Annotated in this window: 18 protein-coding genes; all 18 read left to right on the plus strand. The window is 50.1% G+C overall.

What is annotated here, in order from left to right:
- Positions 1-7: 7 nt before the first annotated feature.
- Entirely contained in the window at positions 8-1,480 is a 1,473-nt protein-coding gene (locus tag GYMC10_RS13455; RefSeq protein WP_015734959.1) for a sensor histidine kinase, read from the plus strand.
- 3 nt (positions 1,481-1,483) lie between these two features.
- Positions 1,484-2,179 (plus strand): response regulator transcription factor, encoded by a 696-nt coding sequence (locus GYMC10_RS13460; protein WP_009592947.1) that lies wholly within the window; start codon positions 1,484-1,486, stop codon positions 2,177-2,179.
- Positions 2,180-2,312: 133 nt separating this feature from the next.
- The gene (locus GYMC10_RS13465) at positions 2,313-3,794 is read left to right on the plus strand and encodes an S-layer homology domain-containing protein (RefSeq protein ID WP_015734960.1); all 1,482 of its coding nucleotides are present in this window, start codon (positions 2,313-2,315) and stop codon (positions 3,792-3,794) included.
- 163 nt (positions 3,795-3,957) lie between these two features.
- Entirely contained in the window at positions 3,958-4,113 is a 156-nt protein-coding gene (locus GYMC10_RS32935; RefSeq protein ID WP_015734961.1) for a hypothetical protein, read from the plus strand.
- Positions 4,114-4,167: 54 nt separating this feature from the next.
- Entirely contained in the window at positions 4,168-4,719 is a 552-nt protein-coding gene (locus tag GYMC10_RS31565; RefSeq protein WP_261979713.1) for a DUF4253 domain-containing protein, read from the plus strand.
- 411 nt (positions 4,720-5,130) lie between these two features.
- Entirely contained in the window at positions 5,131-6,102 is a 972-nt protein-coding gene (locus tag GYMC10_RS13475; RefSeq protein ID WP_015734963.1) for a hypothetical protein, read from the plus strand.
- Positions 6,103-6,133: 31 nt separating this feature from the next.
- The gene (locus GYMC10_RS13480) at positions 6,134-8,554 is read left to right on the plus strand and encodes a glycosyl hydrolase family 95 catalytic domain-containing protein (protein WP_015734964.1); all 2,421 of its coding nucleotides are present in this window, start codon (positions 6,134-6,136) and stop codon (positions 8,552-8,554) included.
- A gap of 241 nt (positions 8,555-8,795) precedes the next feature.
- Positions 8,796-10,511, plus strand: a complete 1,716-nt coding sequence (gene treC / locus GYMC10_RS13485; protein ID WP_015734965.1) for an alpha,alpha-phosphotrehalase — start codon at positions 8,796-8,798, stop codon at positions 10,509-10,511.
- Between the two features lie 27 nt (positions 10,512-10,538).
- Positions 10,539-12,575 (plus strand): PTS system trehalose-specific EIIBC component, encoded by a 2,037-nt coding sequence (gene treP, locus GYMC10_RS13490; RefSeq protein ID WP_015734966.1) that lies wholly within the window; start codon positions 10,539-10,541, stop codon positions 12,573-12,575.
- Positions 12,576-12,638: 63 nt separating this feature from the next.
- A complete protein-coding gene (treR, locus tag GYMC10_RS13495) occupies positions 12,639-13,376 on the plus strand; it encodes a trehalose operon repressor (protein WP_015734967.1) in 738 nt (245 codons plus the stop codon).
- 181 nt (positions 13,377-13,557) lie between these two features.
- Positions 13,558-14,340 carry an SDR family NAD(P)-dependent oxidoreductase gene (locus GYMC10_RS13500; RefSeq protein ID WP_015734968.1) on the plus strand — a complete coding sequence of 261 codons (783 nt, stop codon included), beginning with the start codon at positions 13,558-13,560 and terminating at the stop codon, positions 14,338-14,340.
- A gap of 536 nt (positions 14,341-14,876) precedes the next feature.
- Positions 14,877-15,959: a Gfo/Idh/MocA family protein gene (locus GYMC10_RS13505; RefSeq protein WP_015734969.1), complete on the plus strand. Its 1,083-nt coding sequence runs from the start codon at positions 14,877-14,879 to the stop codon at positions 15,957-15,959.
- 159 nt (positions 15,960-16,118) lie between these two features.
- Positions 16,119-16,634: a DUF3189 family protein gene (locus GYMC10_RS13510; protein ID WP_015734970.1), complete on the plus strand. Its 516-nt coding sequence runs from the start codon at positions 16,119-16,121 to the stop codon at positions 16,632-16,634.
- Positions 16,635-16,838: 204 nt separating this feature from the next.
- Complete coding sequence (locus tag GYMC10_RS13515; RefSeq protein WP_015734971.1) at positions 16,839-17,054, plus strand: hypothetical protein; 216 nt, start codon at positions 16,839-16,841, stop codon at positions 17,052-17,054.
- Between the two features lie 156 nt (positions 17,055-17,210).
- Complete coding sequence (locus GYMC10_RS13520; protein ID WP_015734972.1) at positions 17,211-18,806, plus strand: spore germination protein; 1,596 nt, start codon at positions 17,211-17,213, stop codon at positions 18,804-18,806.
- Positions 18,807-18,842: 36 nt separating this feature from the next.
- Entirely contained in the window at positions 18,843-20,048 is a 1,206-nt protein-coding gene (locus tag GYMC10_RS13525; protein WP_015734973.1) for a Ger(x)C family spore germination protein, read from the plus strand.
- 9 nt (positions 20,049-20,057) lie between these two features.
- Positions 20,058-20,297, plus strand: a complete 240-nt coding sequence (locus GYMC10_RS13530; RefSeq protein ID WP_015734974.1) for a hypothetical protein — start codon at positions 20,058-20,060, stop codon at positions 20,295-20,297.
- A 17-nt stretch (positions 20,298-20,314) separates the two neighbouring features.
- The gene (locus GYMC10_RS13535; protein ID WP_015734975.1) at positions 20,315-21,439 is read left to right on the plus strand and encodes an endospore germination permease; all 1,125 of its coding nucleotides are present in this window, start codon (positions 20,315-20,317) and stop codon (positions 21,437-21,439) included.
- The last annotated feature ends 55 nt before the right edge of the window (positions 21,440-21,494 follow it).

Genomic DNA, 21,494 nt, shown 5'->3' on the forward strand with positions numbered 1-21,494 from the left:
GCGACGCATGTCGATCAGGATCAAGCTGCTGCTGTCCTTTACCGGCATGCTGGTCATCAGCTTGTTGGTTTTCGTCTTGACTGCCAGTTTGTTTACCGTCGCGGCTACCGGGGACATTCGCGGGGTTCGGGATTTTTATAAAGTTCACTATCAGGTTAACCCGCTGACCGAGCAAGAGGAGTCTATATTCCTTGAATTAAAATATCTTGCCAAGAACGAACCGGACGGTCTGCTGGATCAAGAGCTGCTGAAGGAATATGATTTTAAGCTGAGAACCGTTCGGGCAGGCCTGTACGTCCGTAAGGAAAGCCTTCAGGTTTACGAGTCCAATACGTTAAACCAGCCTGAGCTGGAAGCGAATCTCCCTCCATTCGACCTGAACAACAATCAAATCCGCAATACGCTGAGCATCGGGGAACGCTTTTATGCTTATGCCAAATTCGACTTCCGGTTCTCGGACGAGACGAAGGGAAGCGTATACGTGATCCGAGAGCGAAGTCCTTTCGGCGAGGTAACACGCAAGCTGTTGCCCATCCTTGTATTGAGTCTCGTTGGCATCATTGTGGTTGCGAACGTGATGTTATATCGCTGGATTACGCGCAGCGTGGTCAAACCGCTTGACTTGCTCCGAAATTCGGCCGAACACATCAAGGAGGGGAATCTTCAGTTTTCCCTGGATATGCATTCGAAGGACGAAATCGGCCAGCTAAACGAAACGTTTGAGAATATGCGAAAGCGGCTGCACGAATCGATTCAGCTCCGGCTCCGGGACGAAGAGAACCGAAAAGAGCTGATCTCCAATATCTCACACGATCTGCGCACACCCATAACGAATATAAAGGGTTATGTCGAGGGCATTCGAGACGGCGTCGCGGATACGCCCGAGAAGATGGATAAATACGTGAATATCATCTACACCAAAACCATCGATCTGGATAAACTCGTGGATGAGCTGTTTCTGTATTCCAAGCTGGATTTGAAGCAGGTGCCGTTTATGTTCGAGCATGTCGATATCATCGGTTTCATTGACGACTGCATCGAGGAGCAGCGCTATGTTCTGGAGGAGAAGGACATTCGGCTGGAGTGGAAGGAACGCCCCGGTGATCCTGTCGAAGTCATTGCCGACCTTGAGAAATTAAAGCGAACCGTGCTCAACATCATTGGAAATGCCCAGAATTTCATGGACAAGGGGCAAAAAAACATCGGCATCTCGATCCGGCTGTCTCCGGAATGGGTAACGGTTGAAATCCGGGATAACGGCACAGGCATCGCACCGGAAGCGATCCCTTATATATTCGAAAGGTTTTATCGGGCCGAGTCATCCCGCAACTCTTCAACAGGCGGCAGTGGTCTGGGTCTTGCGATTGCGAGCCAGATCATTGAAGGACACGGGGGCCAAATCTGGGCTGAAAGCGAGCTTGGCGTCGGAACAAGCCTGTATTTTACCCTGAAACGAGCGAACAGGAAGGAGGCGCGGTAACCCATGGCCACACGCATTCTCATCATTGAAGACGAAACGACCATCGCCCAGTTGGAGCGGGATTATTTTGAGCTGAACGGTTTTGCCGTCGATTTATGCCATACGGGTGACGAGGGCTTGAAGCTTGCACTTAACGAGGACTACAGCCTCATCATTGTGGACCTTCAGCTTCCCGGCATGAATGGCTACGAGTTGTGCAGCCATATCAGGAAGAACAAGGAGGTCCCGATTCTGATCGTATCCGCCAAGAATGAGGAGATCGATAAAATCCGTGCGTTTAATCTCGGTGCCGACGATTACATTACCAAGCCTTTTAGCCCGAGCGAATTAGTCGCAAGAGCCAAAGCCCATTTGATGAGATATGTCAGGCTTCTGGGCAAGCAAAGTCCGAGTCCAAGCTCGGAAATTCACATCCGGGGCCTGGTCATCGACAAAACGGCGCGAAGGGTGTTCGTACGCAATCAGGAAGTCGCGTTTACGACACGGGAATTTAATTTGCTTGAATTTCTGGCGAGCCATCCGAACCGGGTGTTCAACAAACATGAATTGTTTGAACGGATTTGGGGCATGGATTCCAGCGGGGATATCGCTACCGTCACCGTTCACGTCCGAAAGCTGCGCGAAAAGATGGAGCTGGATCCATCCAATCCGCAGTACATTGAAACGGTATGGGGAGCGGGCTATCGTTTTTCGGTCTGAATGAGTTTAGAAATTGTTAATAAATATTTTCGAAACGTTTAATCCCGGATTTCTTGGGAGTTTAGGACTCTCATCTATCATGGAGATATGACGATTATCGTTCATATTCATCGAAGATAGGGAGGACTTACTTATGAAGAAGTATTCGAATAAACTGGCGGCCATGATGCTGGCCGCCGCACTGGGAACGGCGACGCTTCCGTTTCATGTCCTGCAGGCCGATGCTGCACAAGCGCCGCTCGCTGCCCAAGATATAGAGCAAGCCGTTCAAGGGCTGTCCCAGCTGCGCGTGATGCAGGGTTACCAAGACGGCACGATGGGGATAACAAGTCCGATCACACGGGCGGAGCTGGCGAAAATGCTGGTGCTTGCGTTTGGACTTGAAGGCAAAGCGGAGACAGAGCCAAGCTTCACGGATGTGAAATCAAACGCGTGGTATGAGCGGTACGCAACTGAGCTGGTAGCACTAGATATTATGCAGGCACCGGACGGACGTTTTGATCCAAGGGGAAGCGTTACCCACGACGAATTGGTACAGATGGTGACTAAGGCTCTGAAACGAGATGCGAAGTCCGTGGATTACTGGGCGCAACGTTTTTATTCCGAGGAGGGCCATGCCACTCGAGGTCAAGCTGCCTATTTGATAAGCATTGCACATGACGCAATACCGTCGGAAAAAGCAAAAATCACGAGCGTCCGCGCACTGAATGCCATCACCTTGATCGTCACCTTTGATGCTCCATTGACATCGGACGATGAGTCGTTTGCCAAAGCCAAAGAAGATTTTAAATTTAACGACGGTCTTGCCCTAACGAATATGCCGCGTCTGAAGACGGGTTCTAATTCCACCTATATCGTTCCAACTTCCGTTCAAAAACCGGGGACATCGTATACGCTGACCTATAAAGGGAAAACAGCAGGTACATTTACAGGAAACAGCACGAAGCTGGACATGACCGAGGCTAGACAGGTCACCCAGGATACATTTGAATTGGAGGCGCTCAAGGAGAATGGCGTCGTTGACTACGGTTATGTTATTTCCGCTTATAGCGGAGGCCGCGGAGCCAATGCCTTCGTATTGGATGAGAACAACAGCGCCGATGGCAAGGTCTATCAGATCATATCTTCTGGTCAAGCCAGGGAAGTTACGATTACGCCTGCAGGCGGACAACCTATCGTGGCCAAATACGTACCCTTCACCCAATCCACCGACGGCAAGCAAGAGCCGAAATTCCGATTGCCGGAAGGCCAGACGTTGACGCCGGGTGTCACTTACACCGTTTCTTCGGACTGGGCTCAGATCGCCAATCCGTCATTCGTTGCAGGATCGTTTGCTCCGCTGGACATCATCGGAGCCGAGGCAGTCAGCGACAGTTCCATTGCCATCACGTTGTCCGAGGATCCGGGGGATGAGCTGTTCTCCGGCCGGAGCGTGGAATTGACCGACGCTGACGGCAATCAACACATTGCGACCTATAAATATTCAAGCCGAAAAGGAGCCGTAGGCATATTCGATCTGACGCAGGAAAGTAAATTGAAGCCGGGATCGACGTATACCATCAAACCGGTAGGCGAGTGGGCAGGAGAAACCGATGCGTCCCTGACCGTCAATTAATCCATTACAGCATGGACATGGCTGTCCATACACAAGAGGACGAGCGTAAAGCTCGTCCTCTTGAACTTGTTTATATGTGACTATCTAAGTGGTTCTATCATTTGTAAAATTAAGGGTAAGAACTTATACTGGTTTCAATATCTGCTATATTCGAGGTGTACATATGGTCAAAGAGCTTGCAAATTATTTAAGCGAATGTGATATTGAAGTTTTGGATTTGGATGGCTTAACGCTCCCTGTCCCAAAGGAAGGGGAGCACAAGATTCTCATCGCTCCCGGCTACAATCTGGTGGAAATGATGGAGGAAATCTGCGAATAAGAAACCCTTTCTGAATACGTGAACAAGGAGCTGGAGCAAGTTCAGCGGTTAAGCATGAAAGATGTGTTGGGAAAAATCGTGGCTTCGCGATTATCCTATACGGATATTGCGCTGGAACCGGAAGAAATAGAAGGCAAGAGCTTTGAGGAGTTATATCGTTCTTATTCATTATTATGGGAAGGCAGCGAAATGCTCAACGAAGAGTTTGGCGAATCGGATACTGAGCCCTTTGACTGGAATACGTCATGGGTACAGGGAAAGGTGGAAGAGGACGAGCAGGTGATCCTGCTGACGCTGCCGGCCGAAGCCGGATATGAAGCACCGCTGTGGGTTCCGATGGGAGGTTATAACGAATGTCCGCTGCCCGAGCATCAGTCGGTGATTTTTAAGCATTTTCAGCAGAGGTATCAGATTAACATTGTGGCCGTTTCGCAAGATACTTGGATTCTTCAGGCCGGAAAACGACCCCAAACGTTTGAAGAAGCATTACGGCTCGCCAAGGAGCATTTTATTTTCTGCCAATATGTCATGGACGGGTTTCCGACGCTTGGACATTATGCGGACTATTTAATGAAGCGCGATATCTGGTATTTTTGGTGGGATTAAACGTCAGCTGCCGCGTGAAAACGCGGCTTTTTTTATGTGGACAATGGTCAAAATATCCAAAGGCATGGTTATTTTCCGTTATTGTCATAAAGCATCATGAACCTTAACAATCGGATATTTACCAAGCTTGCCGATTCCCCTAATATGGAGTTACTTTCCGTCATTTAGCCGCATGCAGGCCTGGTATGGAAAAATGTACCCTGCCATACGCAGAAGTACCTACCCTTGCGCCGCAAACATCCATTATGATCAAATTTATAGCTGGCGGGAGAACTTGAGTCGTTATTTTTTGAAAACGCTGTCACATAAGGGGGGATATCTATTCTTAAGCAATCGAATGTTTTTCGCAGCTTTCTCATCTCCTATATTGCCATTCTGCTCATTCCCACCATCGGAGGATACATATCCTACTTGACCTCCATCTCCGTAACGCAATCCATTTCGATTGAGAACAGCATCGTTCAGCTCGAGAAAAGCCAGGAGCTGCTGGAACACAGGATGGAGGAAGTGGAAGGGATGACGCGGCAGCTGGCGATCAATCAGGACCTTAACGTGCTGCTCAACGATCATCTTGCCCAAAGGGATGTTTACGGCATATGGAGAACGATGCGCAACGTGCTGACTTTCGGTCAAACCAACGATTTTCTTCAGCATTACTACATCTATTTGGCGAACTACAACTTGATTGTAACGTCAGGCTCCTCTTATCGGCCGGAGCATTATTATGAGTTTTTTCATTATAACGATCTCAGTTTTGAGGAATGGAAACAACAGATCCTGGAGAAAGCCCATCGCAGTGAAATCAAACCGCTCTCTTCCTTTTCGGAAAGGGACAACGAAACCTCGGTCATTACGTACATGCAATCGCTCCCGCTGGACAGCTTTAACGATTCCTCCCCGGCCAATGTTGTGGTCGTGATCGATGCACGGACGATTGCCGGATTATTCTCGGGGTTAACCGACAACTACGGCGGCTGGGTCCACATCCACGACGGGAACGGGAATACGCTTGCTATTCAAGGAAACATGGAATCCGATGTAAGCCAAATCATGAACGATCCGGCATTCGATCAGAACAAAACCAGCCAGTTCTACAAGAGTGACCTTGTGATCACCACGCGCTCCGCTAAGAGCGGTTGGGTCTATCAGGCCGGCATCCCCCGCAGCGCCCTAATGGAGAATGCCGATCAAATTAAACAAGCGTCCTGGTTCATTACCGGGGGCGCCATGATCGTCGGGCTGCTGTTCGGGTTGTATTTGGCTCATCGGAACAGCGTGCCGATCCATCGAATGATTAGCATCATGAAAGAGCAGTTCGGCAGGGATGAGCTGACGGAGCGCAATGAATTCGACTTTTTGATGAATTGGAGTATGACGAATTGAAATAAAGGAGGCAAGGCGAGTGGAGGCAAACATGAAATTACAGTATGTGAAACCGGCGACGGTCTGGACCGAGGCGCTGCCGATCGGCAACGGACGTCTTGGAGGCATGGTCTACGGCTGCGTGGAGCGTGAAACGATCAGCTTGAACGAGGACACGCTCTGGTCCGGTTATCCCAGGGATTGGAACAACCCGTCTGCCCTGGAAGCGTTGCCGGAGATCCGGGAGCTGGCAAGCCAGGGACGTTATATGGAGGCTGATCAGCTAGGGCGCAAGATGATGGGGCCCTATACGGAATCTTACCTGCCGTTAGGAGACTTATGCCTCCGGTTTGATCATGGAGGCGTGTTTCATTCTTACCGAAGAACGCTGGATATCGCCAATGCCGTTCAACGAACGGAATACCGCATCGGAGAGGTGACCTACACAAGGGAATGCTTCGCGTCCAGCCCGGACCAGATGATTGCCTTGCGGTTAACCTCGAGCGCTGCTTGCGCCCTGAACTTTCATGCCTATCTGGAAAGCCCGCTGCGTTATACCGTAAAGACCGAAGAAGATATGTATGCCATGTCGGGATTTGCGCCGGAACGCGTCGAGCCCAGCTACGTTTCCTCTGATCATCCTATCCGTTACGGCGATCCTGATCATACCGCTGCCATGGCTTTCAATGGTCGGCTGGCGGTGGCCGAAACGGATGGCCGCGTTACCGTGGATTCAGCTGGCATTCATGTACTGGATGCGAGCGAAGCGGTCATTTACTTCACCGCGGCCACCAGCTTCAACGGATTTGACCAAATTCCCGGTCACCGCGATGGCGGAGACCATCCGGCGGCTGCCGCCGCTGCTCTGACTGCGGGGACCATGAAAGCCGCATGCAGCCAGTCCTGGACAGAGCTGCGCGATCGGCACATCAACGATTATCGCAGCCTGTTCGACCGCGTCAGCCTCCGATTAGGCGAGACGCTGGCTGCAGAAGATATGGACACGGGGGAGAGAATCGAGCGATTCGGTGCCCGGGATCCAGGCTTGGTCGAGCTGCTGTTCCACTATGGCCGCTATCTCCTGATTTCAAGCTCCAGGCCCGGAACGCAAGCCGCCAATCTTCAGGGGATATGGAATGCCTCAACCCGGCCGCCGTGGAGCAGCAATTGGACCTTGAACATCAATGCGCAAATGAACTATTGGCCCGCGGAGGTATGCAATTTGGCGGAATGCCATCAGCCTCTGCTGGAGCTGATCAGAAGCCTGTCGGTAAACGGTGCGGAAACCGCCGCCGTCCATTATGGCACCCGGGGCTGGACCGTTCATCACAATACGGATATCTGGGCCCATACCGCACCGGTCGGCAATTACGGGGACGGCGATCCTTCCTGGGCGCTTTGGCAAATGGGAGGAATCTGGTTAACCCAGCACTTATGGGAGCATTACGCATACAGCGGCGATGAAGCTTATTTACGATCGTTCGCTTATCCCCTGATGAAGGAAGCTTCTTTATTTGCTTTGGACTGGCTTATAGAAAACGACGCAGGCCATCTCGTGACCTCGCCGTCGACCTCGCCTGAGCATAAATTCCGCACGTCTGAAGGGATGGCGGCCATCAGCGAAGGGGCGACCATGGATATTTCCCTCATATGGGAGTTGTTCACCAATTGCATGGAAGCCGCCGGCATTCTCGGCGTGGATGAGGAATTCCGGGAGGAATGGAGCAGCAAACGCGAACGTTTGCTGCCTCTGAAGGTCGGCCGATACGGCCAGCTGCAGGAATGGTCCCATGACTCCGAGGATGAGGACGTATTTCATCGGCACACGTCCCACCTGGTCGGGGTTTATCCTGGACGGCAGCTATCTGCGGAAGAAAGCCCGGATCTGTTTGCAGCTGCCCAAACCTCTTTGGAGCGTCGCGGGGAGGAAAGCACGGGCTGGAGCCTGGGCTGGCGGGTGGCGCTATGGAGCCGTTTCGGTGACGGCAACCGTGCGCTCCGGCTGTTAACCAATATGCTGAGATTGGTGCGGGACGGGGACTCGGAGCGTTACGACCACGGAGGTGTGTATGCGAGTTTATTAGGAGCGCATCCTCCTTTTCAGATCGACGGCAACTTCGCAGCTACAGCGGGAATTGCGGAAATGCTGCTGCAGTCGCATCGCTCCTTACTCATGCTGCTGCCGGCTCTGCCGGATGCATGGCAGGAAGGCGAGGTACGTGGATTGCGGGCACGAGGCGGCTTTGAAGTCGGTATTCGCTGGAAGAATGGAAGACTGACGGAGGCAGAGATCATGTCACGTTTAGGGAATGTATGCAGCGTAAGCATAGGCAATGGAAATGGGATTGCGGTTTACCAAGGCGATACCAGCATTCCCGTACCGGTCTCCGCCAAAGGCGTAGTTTCATTTGAAACAGAACAGGGCTTAACCTATCGACTGGTCACGGATCACGCAGGGGAGCCCGGAGCTTGATCGGCATAATGGAGACCTTTTCGATGGTATCCATACATTATACTATGTTAAAAAAAGACTCCTTCAAGGAGTCTTTTTTAAGTTAACTCAGAAGAAAATTCCAATTAAATTATTATTTTTGTAGTCGAAACGTCCGGGAAGTGGGTATTAATTGTTAAACGGTTGACAACCTGTATATACATGTATATGATTTTCCTATATGCAACCTGTATATACAAGATGACGAGGAGGACCCAGTTACATGCAGAACCCAGGAACCCAATCTCAAGATTGGTGGAGAACTTCGACGGTTTATCAGGTATACCCGAAGAGCTTCAACGATACAACCGGCCGGGGTACCGGCGATATACGCGGGCTCATGGAAAAGCTTGATTATATAAAGGGACTTGGCATCGACATTGTGTGGCTCCAGCCGGTGTATGTTTCTCCGCAAAATGATAACGGTTACGACGTCGCGGATTATTGCAGCATCGATCCTGCATACGGGACGATGGACGATTTCGATGAACTTGTTGCCGAATTAAAAAAGAGAGACATGCATTTGATGATCGACATCGTCGTGAATCATTCTTCAACCGAGCATCGATGGTTTAAAGAAGCCATTTCCTCACGCGATAACCCGTATCGCGACTATTACATCTGGCGGGATCCCGCGGAAGACGGCGGCCCGCCGAATAACTGGCAATCCAAGTTTGGAGGCCCGGCGTGGCAGTATGACGAGGGGACAGGGCAATATTACTTGACATTGTTTGACAAAACGCAGGCCGATCTGAATTGGGAGAACGAGAAGGTCCGGGCGGAGGTTGTGGACATTCTCACGTTCTGGGCGGACAAGGGCGTCAGCGGATTCCGGATGGATGTCATCAATCTTATTTCGAAGGATCCCGCTTATCCCGATGATGACGGTTCCGTGGCGCCTGGCGACGGGCGCAGGTTTTATACGGATGGCCCCCGCGTGCATGAATACATTAAGGAATTGAACGAAAAAGTGTTCAAGCCTTACAATCTCGTCACGGTAGGAGAAATGTCCTCCACAACCTTGGAGCATTGCATTCGTTACTCGAACCCGAAGGAGAACGAATTCTCCATGACGTTCAACTTCCACCACTTGAAGGTGGACTACCCCAACGGGCAAAAGTGGGAGCTCAAGCCTTACGATTTCGAAGAATTGAAGCGGGTGCTTTCCGATTGGCAGATCGGCATGCAGAAGGGCGGAGGCTGGAATGCCCTCTTCTGGAATAACCATGATCAGCCGCGGGCGCTGACCCGGTTCACCAATGATGGCGAATACCGCTCGGAAAGCGCAAAAATGCTGGCTACGACGCTTCACGGATTGCAGGGCACGCCATATGTGTATCAGGGCGAAGAGATCGGCATGCCCGATCCGAAGTGGAATGACATATCCGAGTTCAGGGATGTTGAATCTCTAAACATGTATACCATCCTCCAAGAGCAAGGAAGAACGCCGGAGGAGGCTGCCCATATCGTCAGGGTGCGCTCGCGCGACAACTCCAGATTACCCATGCCTTGGCATGACGGCGATCAAGCGGGATTTACGACGGGGACGCCTTGGATCAAGCTCGATGAGCGGTATCCGCTGATCAATGCGCAATCCGAAGTGGATAATCCGCAATCGATCTATCATCATTACCGGAAACTGATTGAAATGCGTAAGAACCTTCCGGTAATGACGGACGGTGAATATGTTCGTCTGGATGAAGGCCATCCCGAAATATATGCGTATGCCAGAACGAACAAGGAGCAGACGCTTGTTGTCATTTCCAATTTCAGCGACCGCGACGTATCGTTCGAGCTGCCCGAGAAAATGAAAGACAATCTGACCGAAAGTCGATCAGTTCAGCTGTTAATTGGCAACACAACGGAAGAACCCAAGCTCATGCCAACAGTTGCACTTCGACCGTATGCTTCCTATATGTGGCTTATTCACAATAACTAAATTCATAAATGTCAGGAGCGTAGAGCTATGGCCATTGATCGCAAAAACGTGGAGCGCATTGTCGAGGCAGTCGGCGGAAAAGACAATATCGAAGCCGCTACGCATTGCGTAACCCGATTAAGATTTGCCCTGGTGGACGACAGCAAGGTGGATTCCCGGGCACTTGATGAGAACGACCTGGTGAAAGGGCAGTTCTCTTCCCAGGGTCAATTTCAGGTCGTAATCGGACCGGGTCTTGTAGACCAGGTTTACAACGAAATGATGGATATCACCGGCGGTGCGAGAGTATCGAAGGATGAAGTGAAGAACATTGCGAGCAAGAAGCAAAATCCGCTTCAGCGTGCCATTAAAACGCTTGCGGATATTTTCATCCCGATTCTGCCGGCGATCGTCATGGCAGGTTTATTGTTAGGGATTAACAATCTGCTTACGGGGCCGGGCATATTCTATGAAGGACAATCGTTGATTCAGGTCCATCCCGAGTGGGCGGACGTAGCCTCGATCATCAATCTGATTGCAAGCACCGCCTTTACTTTCCTGCCTGTCCTGATCGGCTGGTCGGCGGTACGTCAGTTCGGTGGCAATCCGCTCCTTGGAATCGTGCTGGGCCTGATCCTGGTAAACCCGGATCTGCTTAGCGCCTACCAGTATGCGGATGCCAAACTTGAAGGCACGGTTCCGGTTTGGAACCTGTTCGGCTTTGAAGTGGAGAAAATCGGTTATCAAGGCCAGGTGCTGCCGGTTCTTGTCTCGGCTTATATTTTGGCCAAAATCGAGAAGTTTCTGAACAAACGCGTCCACGATTCCATCAAGCTGCTTGTCGTGGCACCCGTTGCCCTGTTGGTGACCGGGTTCCTCGCGTTTGTTCTGGTGGGGCCGATCACATTTGCCATCGGCAACGTTCTTACTTCAGGCCTCGTCAGCATTTTTGATTCCTTTGCCGCTCTGGGCGGTCTGATCTATGGCGGACTGTATGCACTCCTTGTTATTACGGGGATGCATCATACCTTCCTTGCGGTGGACATTCAGCTCATCGGCAGCGAAGGCGGAACGTTCCTGTGGCCGATGCTGGCGCTGTCTAATATTGCTCAAGGTGCCGCAGCGCTGGCCATGATGTTTATCATGAAGGAGCAGAAGGCGAAAGGACTTGCCGTTACATCTTCCATCTCGGCCTTCTTGGGGGTTACGGAGCCCGCCATCTTCGGGGTCAACGTTCGCCATAAATATCCTTTTATTTTCGGTATGATCGGATCCGGGATTGCCGGCGTGCTGCTGGCCGTGAACAACGTTCTGGCTTCATCGATCGGCGTGGGCGGAATTCCGGGATTCCTGTCCATCTTCCCTAACCAGTGGGGTGTCTTCTTCATTGGTATGGCGATTGTACTGGTCGTTCCGTTCGCGGGGACATTGCTGTTCGGGCGCTACCAGTTGTCCAAGCAGTCTAGACATGCAACTGCAGCGGATGGGAATGCTGCCGGCATAGATGGAAGAGCGCAAGCTGTGAATACGGAATCGAACGGCAGTCTTCAATCCGGGTCGTTCGCGTCGACGGAAACGGCAAACCCTTCAACCGTGGAAGCGGAGCAACAAGGCGCTGTAGAGGTCAAGGCACCGATCAAAGGGAAAGTGGTTCCCCTGTCAGAGGTACCGGATCCTGCCTTCGCCGATAAACAAATGGGCCAGGGGATTGCCATCATCCCGTCCGAAGGCAAAGTGTATGCTCCATTTGACGGCCAAGTCGCCCATCTCATCAAGAAGAGCAAACATGCGATTATTTTGACGGATGCGAACGGAATCCAGATCCTGATTCACGTCGGAATCAACACCGTTTCGTTAAAAGGCGAAGGATTCACGGCACATGTCGAAACGGGTGCGGAGATAAGGAAAGGGCAGCTGCTGCTTGAATTCGATATCGATCGCATTCAGCAAGCCGGATTGCCGGTCATTACGCCGGTCATTATTCCGGATGGGCAAGACCACATTCAGAACGTGACGGAGTTTGAAGGCGAGGCGCTTCCTGGCGAAACGCGAGTGCTTCAGGTGACACTCGGTAATGGAAGCTGATAGGTTCCTATTTAACATGTGTTGGCTGCTGGAAAATGGTACAATAGCTGATGGTGATAAAGGATGACGAACAACATTTATTGGACGCTGTATAAAGACTATGCCGACCAAATCGAAACCGGCGCTTTGCAGCCCGGCAGCAAGCTGCCCTCGGAGAACGAGCTTGCGGCAACCTATCAAATTACAAGGGAAACGGTCCGCAAGGGATTGAATTTACTCGCCCAAAACGGCTATATTCATAAGGTGAAAGGCAAAGGTTCGTTTGTGCTGGATACAGGAAGAATGAATTTCCCGGTTACGGGGCTTGTCAGTTATAAGGAAATGGCGGAGCGGATTGGCCGGAAAAGCCGTACGATTGTGCATGAAACGGAGTGCGTTCCGGCCGGGGAAGCCATCGCCAAGGAGCTGCACACCCGCCCGGACCGGCTCGTGTGGAAGGTGATCCGATCCAGGGAAATTGAAGGGGAGCGCATCATCCTCGATGTGGATTATTTGCTTGCCGACATCGTGACGGGTTTAACGAGAGAAATTACGGGCGATTCCATCTATCAATACTTGGAGCAGGAGCTCCATCTAAAGATCAGTTACTCGAAAAAAATCATCTCCGTGGAACGAGCTACGACGATGGACCAGTCCTATATGGATCTTGGAAGCGATACCCATGTCGTCGTCGTCCGAGGTTACGTCCACTTGGAAGATACCACGCTTTTCCAGTACACGGAATCCAGACATCGATTGGATAAATTTCAGTTTGTGGATTTTGCAAGAAGGGAATCCAATCATGATTTTGGAGACAAATAGAAGTGAAGTTAGCCGCGAGTTTATCGCGGCTTTTTTTATTGGCTTCCCATGTCGCTCATTCGTAAAGGCCATGCAGATCAGCAGCGTAATAGATGAAATAAAGAGGAAAACTCCTGGTTGATGTTGAAGCTGTACTTAGAGGCAAAGATTCAAGCAATCCAGTTAAAGGAGCTGATGGATCATGGATTTGGGACTCCATGGAAAGGTTGCGTTGATTACCGGGGGGAGCAGGGGGATTGGCCTTGAAACCGCCGTTACGTTTGCGTTGGAAGGGGCTAAAGTTGCCATATGTGCACGAGATGAGGAGCAGTTAAGGGCTGCCGCGGATCATATCAGGCATCTATCGAAATCCGAAGCGTTAACCATCGCAGCGGATGTTACGAAACCTGAGGATTGTATGCGAGCCGTAACCGAAACGCTCAGAAGCTACGGACGGCTCGATATCCTGGTGAACAATGCCGGAACCGCCGCAGCGAAGCCGTTTGAGCAGATCGACGACGAATCATGGGCATCCGATCTGGATCTCAAGCTGTTCGGCGCGATTCGTTTTTCGCGTGCGGCCGTCCCTCATCTGCGGAATTCCGGCGGCGGCGCGATTATTAATGTGACGACATCCTGGGCCAAAACGCCGCCGGCTTCATCCATGCCAAGCAGCGTCAGCCGCGCAGCGGGACAAGCCATGACCAAAGCGATGAGTCACGATTTGGCGAAAGACCATATCCGGGTAAACACCGTATGTATCGGAACGATACGGAGTGCACAGCTTGAGGCGCGTTGGAAACGTGAATCACCTGAACTCACCTGGGACCAGTACGCCCGGGATCCGCGCCATAACATCCCGCTCGGGCGTATCGGCGATACGGAGGAAGCGGCAAAAGTCATCGTATTTTTGGCTTCCGATGCTGCTTCCTATGTTACAGGAACTTCCATCAATATTGACGGGGGTTCAGCTCCGGCTTTGTAAGGGGTCAGCATTTAAATGATGGGGATATGATTTGGAGCATGGAGGTTCATGCATGCTGGTAAAATTTATAATATTTTCATAACGAATATTATGTAAACCATGGTGCTTCGGAACGGGCAGCCCTTGTTTGAAGACATGGCGATGATGTCGTAATTTTATATATGATTTGTCGCATAGTTGGACTAAAAAAATGTGCAAGATGTGATACCTTATATGTGGATGTTCGGAAAACAAATGACGGGCTGCCGGAAGGAGTGATTTCCCTCATTGTTACTTTTTTTCTAAGACGCCATAGGGATAGAGCAGTCATAGGACCACTTCCCTAAACGTGGTGCGTACACCAACCCTTCGGATGGATGAAGGTTATCCACATGCCGACTGGAGGCCGCTCTTTGTTGAGGGTGATGTGCCTTTCAGAGATTCGTAGAGGTGTTGTGACAGAATTACATACAACGATCTGCTTGTTTTATAAGGCGTTTCGAATAAGCAGAAATTATGAATTTTAAAAAAACAATGAAAAGTGATGGTGATGATCCATGTCTAAAGTGTATCGTATTGGAATTATCGGCTGCGGCGGAATCGCAAACGGGAAGCATCTTCCGAGCTTAAGCAGATTAAACAACGTGGAGCTCGTGGCATTCTGCGATATCGTAATTGATCGGGCAGAAGCAGCGGCTAGCAAGTACGGTATTGAGGAAGCAAAAGTGTATGGCGATTATAAAGAGCTGCTGCAGGATCAAAGCATCGATATTATCCATGTCTTGACCCCTAATGATTCTCATGCCGAGATTTCCATTGCTTCGCTAGAAGCGGGAAAACATGTGATGTGCGAGAAGCCGATGGCCAAAACGGCCGCCGATGCCAAGCTTATGATGGAAACCGCGAAGCGCACAGGCAAGAAATTGACGATCGGATACAATAACCGATTCCGTGAAGACAGTCTTTACCTGAAACAGGTATGCGAAGCCGGCGAACTCGGAAATATTTATTTTGCCAAAGCGCATGCCGTACGGAGAAGAGCCGTGCCGACTTGGGGCGTCTTTTTGGATGAGGAAAAACAAGGCGGCGGGCCGCTTATCGACATCGGCACGCACGCGCTCGATCTGACGCTCTGGATGATGGATAATTACAAGCCGAAGATTGTACTCGGCACCACATACCATGAACTGTCCCGCAAGGAGAATGCGGCCAATGCTTGGGGACCTTGGGATCCCGAAAAATTCACGGTGGAAGATTCCGCCTTCGGCATGATTGTGATGGAGAACGGGGCAACCATTATGCTGGAATCCAGCTGGGCGCTCAATACGCTTGAAGTCGATGAAGCCAAATGCTCGCTGAGCGGTTCGGAAGGCGGAGCCGATATGAAGAACGGTCTTCGCATCAACGGCGAGAAATTCAGCCGCCTGTATACAAACGAAATCGAATTGAACTCCGGCGGGGTTGCGTTCTATGACGGCAAGAAGGAGCAAGCTCCGGATGTTGAGATGAGAAGATGGATCGAGGCTATCGACCAGGATAAAGATCCTGTGGTAACCCCAGAACAAGCTTATGTTGTATCTCGAATCTTGGAAGCTCTATACGAATCCGCAAAAATCGGCAAGGCCGTTTATTTGGACTAAGTCCATCTTAAATCGGATTCATCCCGCAGAAGCCCTGATCATCAGGGCTTCTTTTAGTTGCGAAAGTATCAAGTCTAGCAATCCATGAATCGCGGGCGAATGAGATTTGCATAATGGGTAATAATAAGCTCATTAAATCGGAAGGATGGGGTCTTGGACATGATATTTATTTATAATGATTATGGCGGAACCCATACAACATCTCTGGCTGCAGCTTATCATTTGAATAAATTGCCGACCAATCGCCAGCTTACGAAAGAGGAGATTCTGGCGGTAGACTATTTCGATAAACTGAATACGTCCGATATGGGTAAACTTATCTTTCACGGTCTGGACGAGAACGGGAACCCCGTGTACACCATTGGACGGGGTTCATCCAAAGTCGTTGTTCCCGCGTTGGAAAATGTGTGCTTGATTCTTCAAGACAAATACCAGAATGACGAGCCGATCGTATTCTCCAACACATCGCCTACCGTGCCCATCATCATGTCGATCGGGGGATTTTTGTCCAAGAGGCTAAAACTGAGTTTCGTCGGCAGTCCGTTATTGGTGGCAGGGGCCAAGCAGTGCTGCAGCACGATCCGCGAGCTGGTCTTATATACTAAACAAACGGCGGCATCGAGGTCCGGCTCGGAGTCCGTTATCGTGATGGAGAACAAGAATTTCTCACCTTAACCATAGCAAGGCATCATGAAGCTGAGAGGATAATCCTGAATTTGCAGGGTTATCTTCTTTTTTTATCATTCGCTGAGCATCTTATGAGCTGCTTGATCTGGTATAATTTAGGGACGCTTGATCGGATCGGGGAACCGTCTCGCATTTATAACTCAGTCCCATCGTCCCGCGGTCCATACGGCAACATGAAGGGGAGTGATGGTAATGAAACGTTTATTCACAATCAGCACTTGGGTTGTCATTGTGACGTATCTCTTACTCCTGATGATGGGATGGTTCAGAGGAACGTTATCCATTCGTGCCGTTATTTTCATGACCGTCATTACCATCTTGATTATCGCCATTGTGTATGGGCTGACTAAACTGATTCGATACTTAAACCGTAAGCTGTATAAAGAGCTGAAGCGCATGATGAAATAATCGTTCGGCTGGTGAAGCAAAGGGTGACGCCGGGGGTCAATCGACTCCGTGGATGTCATCCTTTTGTTTGTTCGGACAACATTTTCGCAAAAGTTTACAGCCTGTTTTCTTCGGCAATAATGGAGGAATAGCATCTGTGAGAGGAAGAATGTTCTTATGCGGTATCGAAGAAGAACCGGCCATTCCAACAAAAACAACACCAAAGATACCCCATCGGCTGCTGCAACGAAGAAAGATTCTAATGCTTTAAGCCCGGAACTCGAAAGCAATCTGAACCATATCCGAAGGACTCTCGGTAACAGCACCGATATCGTCATCAGGGAAATCCCGCTTGACGAAGGCGAAAAACACTATATGGCTGTTGTATACACGGACGGCCTGGCCGATCAAAAGATCATTTCGGAATCCATCATGTCCGCTGTAGCCGACATTGCGAAATCCAGGGCTAGAGAAAATACGGAGTATGGGAAACCATTGGAAGCTCAAAAGGTACTAGAAGAAATCTCTTTTATAAGCAAAGAGATACAGTCCATATCTGACTATAAAACGCTGTTCCATTCTTTATTGTCGGGAGACGCGATCGTGCTGGTTGATGGCTTGGATCGAGGCATCGCGGCCGGCGCCCGGGGATGGAAGGACCGCGGAGTCATGGAAACATCGGCTGAAAATGTCGTGCGCGGCCCGCGCGAATCCTTTACGGAGGCAGTTCGAACGAATACGGCTTTGATTCGCCGAAAGATCAAGGATCCTCATCTATGGATGGAAACGAAGCAGATCGGACGCATTACGCAAACGGATGTCGTTATGATGTACATCGATGGCATCGCCAACGAGAAAATTGTCGGCGAAGTGCGCACTCGGTTGGAACGAATCGATGTTGACAGCATCTTGGAGAGCGGTTATATCGAGGAGCTTGTGCAGGATAAGACCCTGACTCCTTTTCCCACGATTTATAATACCGAGCGACCCGACGTGGTCGCAGCCGAGCTGCTGGAAGGCAAAATCGCGATTATCGTGGACGGCACTCCATTCGTTCTGATCGTTCCTGCCTTATTTGTTTCGTTCTTGCATGCTGCAGAGGATTACTACCAGCGCGCGGATATCAGCTCGTTTCTGCGGATACTGCGCTATCTGAGCATATTCATTTCGTTGCTTGGGCCATCACTTTATGTGGCGATAACCACCTTTCACCACGAAATGCTGCCGACACGGCTCCTATTCGGGCTAGCTGGACAGCGCGAGCAAATCCCATTTCCCGCCTTCGTTGAGGCGGTCCTCATGGAGGTAACCTTCGAAATTCTGAGGGAGGCAGGCGTTCGGCTGCCTAAAAACATCGGATCCGCTATTTCCATCGTAGGAACGCTGGTCATTGGACAAGCCGCCGTTGAAGCAGGGATCATCTCTCCAGCCATGGTCATTGTGGTGGCTATTACCGCTATATCCAGCTTTGTTGTTCCATCTTTTAACATGTCTATTGCTTTTCGGATGCTCCGGTTTCCGTTAATGGCGCTTGCCGGGTCCTTCGGACTGTTCGGCATCTTAGTTGGGGTCATCGCGATCATACTCCATTTGTGCAGCCTTCGTTCGTTCGGAATTCCGTATATGTCGCCTTTTGCCCCATTAATTCCGGAGGGGCAAAAAGATTCCATTTTGCGGCTGCCACACTGGATGCTGATAAACCGCCCCCGACTGATCAATCAGGACAACGAGAAGCGCAGGAAAGACACACCTCCCCAGAAGTCGCGGGAATAGTTGAATGCAGATCAGTGGGAAAGCGAGTGAAATGGAATGAAACGGATATTGGCGCTGCTGCTCCTGCATATCGTAATCATGCTTCTTCTTAGCGGATGCTGGAATCGCAGGGAGTTAAACGAGCTGGCCATAGCGGTGGCCGCAGGGGTAGATTGGGTGGACGGCCGCTACCGACTGTCGATCCAGGTCGCTATCCCTGGGCAGGTTACCGCCAAACGAAGCGGCGGTCCCCAAGCGCCAGCTACGCTGTATACAGCCGAAGGCGACACCATATTTGAAGCGGCGCGGAGGATGACCCAGATTAGCCCGCGAAAAATATATTTTTCTCATTTGCGGATGTTTCTGATGGATGAGGCGATGGCAAGGGAAGGGATAGCCAAAGTTCTGGATCTGTTATCCAGGGATCACGAATTCAGACCTGATTTCTACCTGGCAATTACCAAAGGGGCAACGGTCGAGGAAACCTTGAAAATCATGACCCCCATGGAAACGATTCCTGCAAATAAACTATACGATTCCCTGCAAATCTCCGAGAAGGTATGGTCACCGAGCATGGCCGTAACGCTGGATGAATTGATCAACGACATTACCAGCATTGGAAAACATCCCGTGCTAACCGGACTTGTGATTACAGGGAACCGGGAAATTGGAAAAACAAAGAAAAACGTAGAAAATATCCAAACGCCAAGCCAATTGAAATATTCGGGGTTTGCTGTTTTTAAAAATGACAAGCTGATTGGCTGGTTAAATGAGAAAGATAGCAGAGGATATCGATTTATAATGGGGGACGTTAAAAGCTCTGTAGGTTTCATACCCTGCCATAACGACGGCAAGGTCGTAGTGGAGACGCTTAGGACCGATGCGAAGCTTAAGGGAAGAATCGTGCAATCCCGTCCCGAGATGAGCATCAAGTTAAATATCGAAGGAAATATCGGCTCCGTGGAGTGCAGCGGGTTGGATTTATCGCAGCCTGAAACGGTGAGGGAACTTGAAGAGGAAATGGAGGAAAGGTTAACTCGATTTTTGGAGTCGGTGATCGATAAAGTACAAACGGAGCTTAAAGTGGACATATTCGGTTTCGGAGAAACGTTTCACCGTTCTCATCCTAAACAATGGAAAGAGATGCAGGATGCGTGGAATGACCGATATTTCCCGAACCTAAAGACCCATGTCAACGTGGATTACAAAATCCGGCGAACCGGCACAACCAATAATTCATTTCTAAATGATATTAAGGAATGAGGCAAATTCATGCTGAATATCGCATTAATTGCAGTTTCAGCCGCAATTATAACCTGGCTTGAGCTGCCTAGGATGCTGCGGGAAAAAGAATACAGGGAAGTCTGGGGATTCGCGGCATTCATGATCATTGCCATAGGAATCAGTGTGGCTCAAACGATCTTGAGAGATATACCAACTCCCTTGGTCATGATTACGATTGCCTTCAAGCCGCTCAGCGATTGGCTTACAGCCATCGGTTTGATCCAATGAGAAAGGGAGCGGGGAAGATGCCTGTAGTAAAAATTTCATTGCGCCAAGTTAGCATTTTAACCGCTATGTATACAATCGGAAGCGCAATTCTTATCGTTCCTTCGGGTACGGCTAACATTGCCAGGCAAGACGCCTGGATTGCCGCCTTGGTTGGGATCGGGCTGGGCTTCATCTTCTTAGCGGTGCAGCTGCAATTGTCCCAAAAATACCCGGAATCGAATTTAATGCAATTGACTGAGAAACTATTGGGAAAATGGATCGGCAAAACGGTAAACTTTCTGTTATTACTAACATTATTTCTAAGTGGTCCAGCATCAGTGTTGCACGAAATTAGTGACTTCATGACCATCCAAATGCTGCCCGAAACCCCGGTTCAGGCGATTATTTTCCTCTACGGAGCACTTGTTGTCTTGGGGGTACGTTTAGGGCTCGAAGTGCTGGCCAGATCAGCGGAGATGCTATTTCCATGGTTTCTTTTTCTGTTTCTGTCCATGAGCATTTTATTGTTGTCAGAAATTAAATGGGAGAATGCACTTCCCATTTTCGAATCGGGAGCCAACCCTATTTTCCCGGCTGCGATCTCTTTCGCTAGTACTGCGTTTCTGCCAAACATCGTGTTGATGATCATCTACCCGGGAGCCGTCAACCGCCCGGCGGAGACAAGCAAGGCCGTTTATATTGGAAGCCTATTGGGAGCGGGGGTGCTTCTTACGATTATTGGATTAGCAATTTTGGTCTTGGGTCCGGACATTGCGGCACGAAATATGTATCCAAGTTATATGCTGGCCAAGAAAATCAATATCGGTAATTTTCTTCAGCGCATTGAAGCGGTCATGGCGGTGATGTGGTTTATCACTTTGTTTTTCCGAATCTCCTTGTACTTTTACGCCATTGCAATCGGCATCAGCCAGATATTTAATATCAAAAATTATCAGCCGCTGGTCGTGCCGCTAGGCTGGATACTTGCCGCGGTTTCCGTCTTTATATATCCCAATGTTCCTTACAAGTTGGAATGGGACGCAAAGACTTGGATTCCGTATACGATCACCGTCGGATTTATATTTCCATTGGTGTTGTTCGGGATGCACGGACTCCGTAAATTGCGGTCCAAAAAAACAAAAAAGTCCTCGAAATCCGCCTGAACGATTGGAGGACAAAGTGGGTTGTTCGATAATCCACTGTAATCGTGATTGGAAT

The sequence above is a fragment of the Paenibacillus sp. Y412MC10 genome (assembly GCF_000024685.1).
GTDB classification, from domain to species: Bacteria; Bacillota; Bacilli; order Paenibacillales; family Paenibacillaceae; genus Paenibacillus_AQ; species Paenibacillus_AQ lautus_A.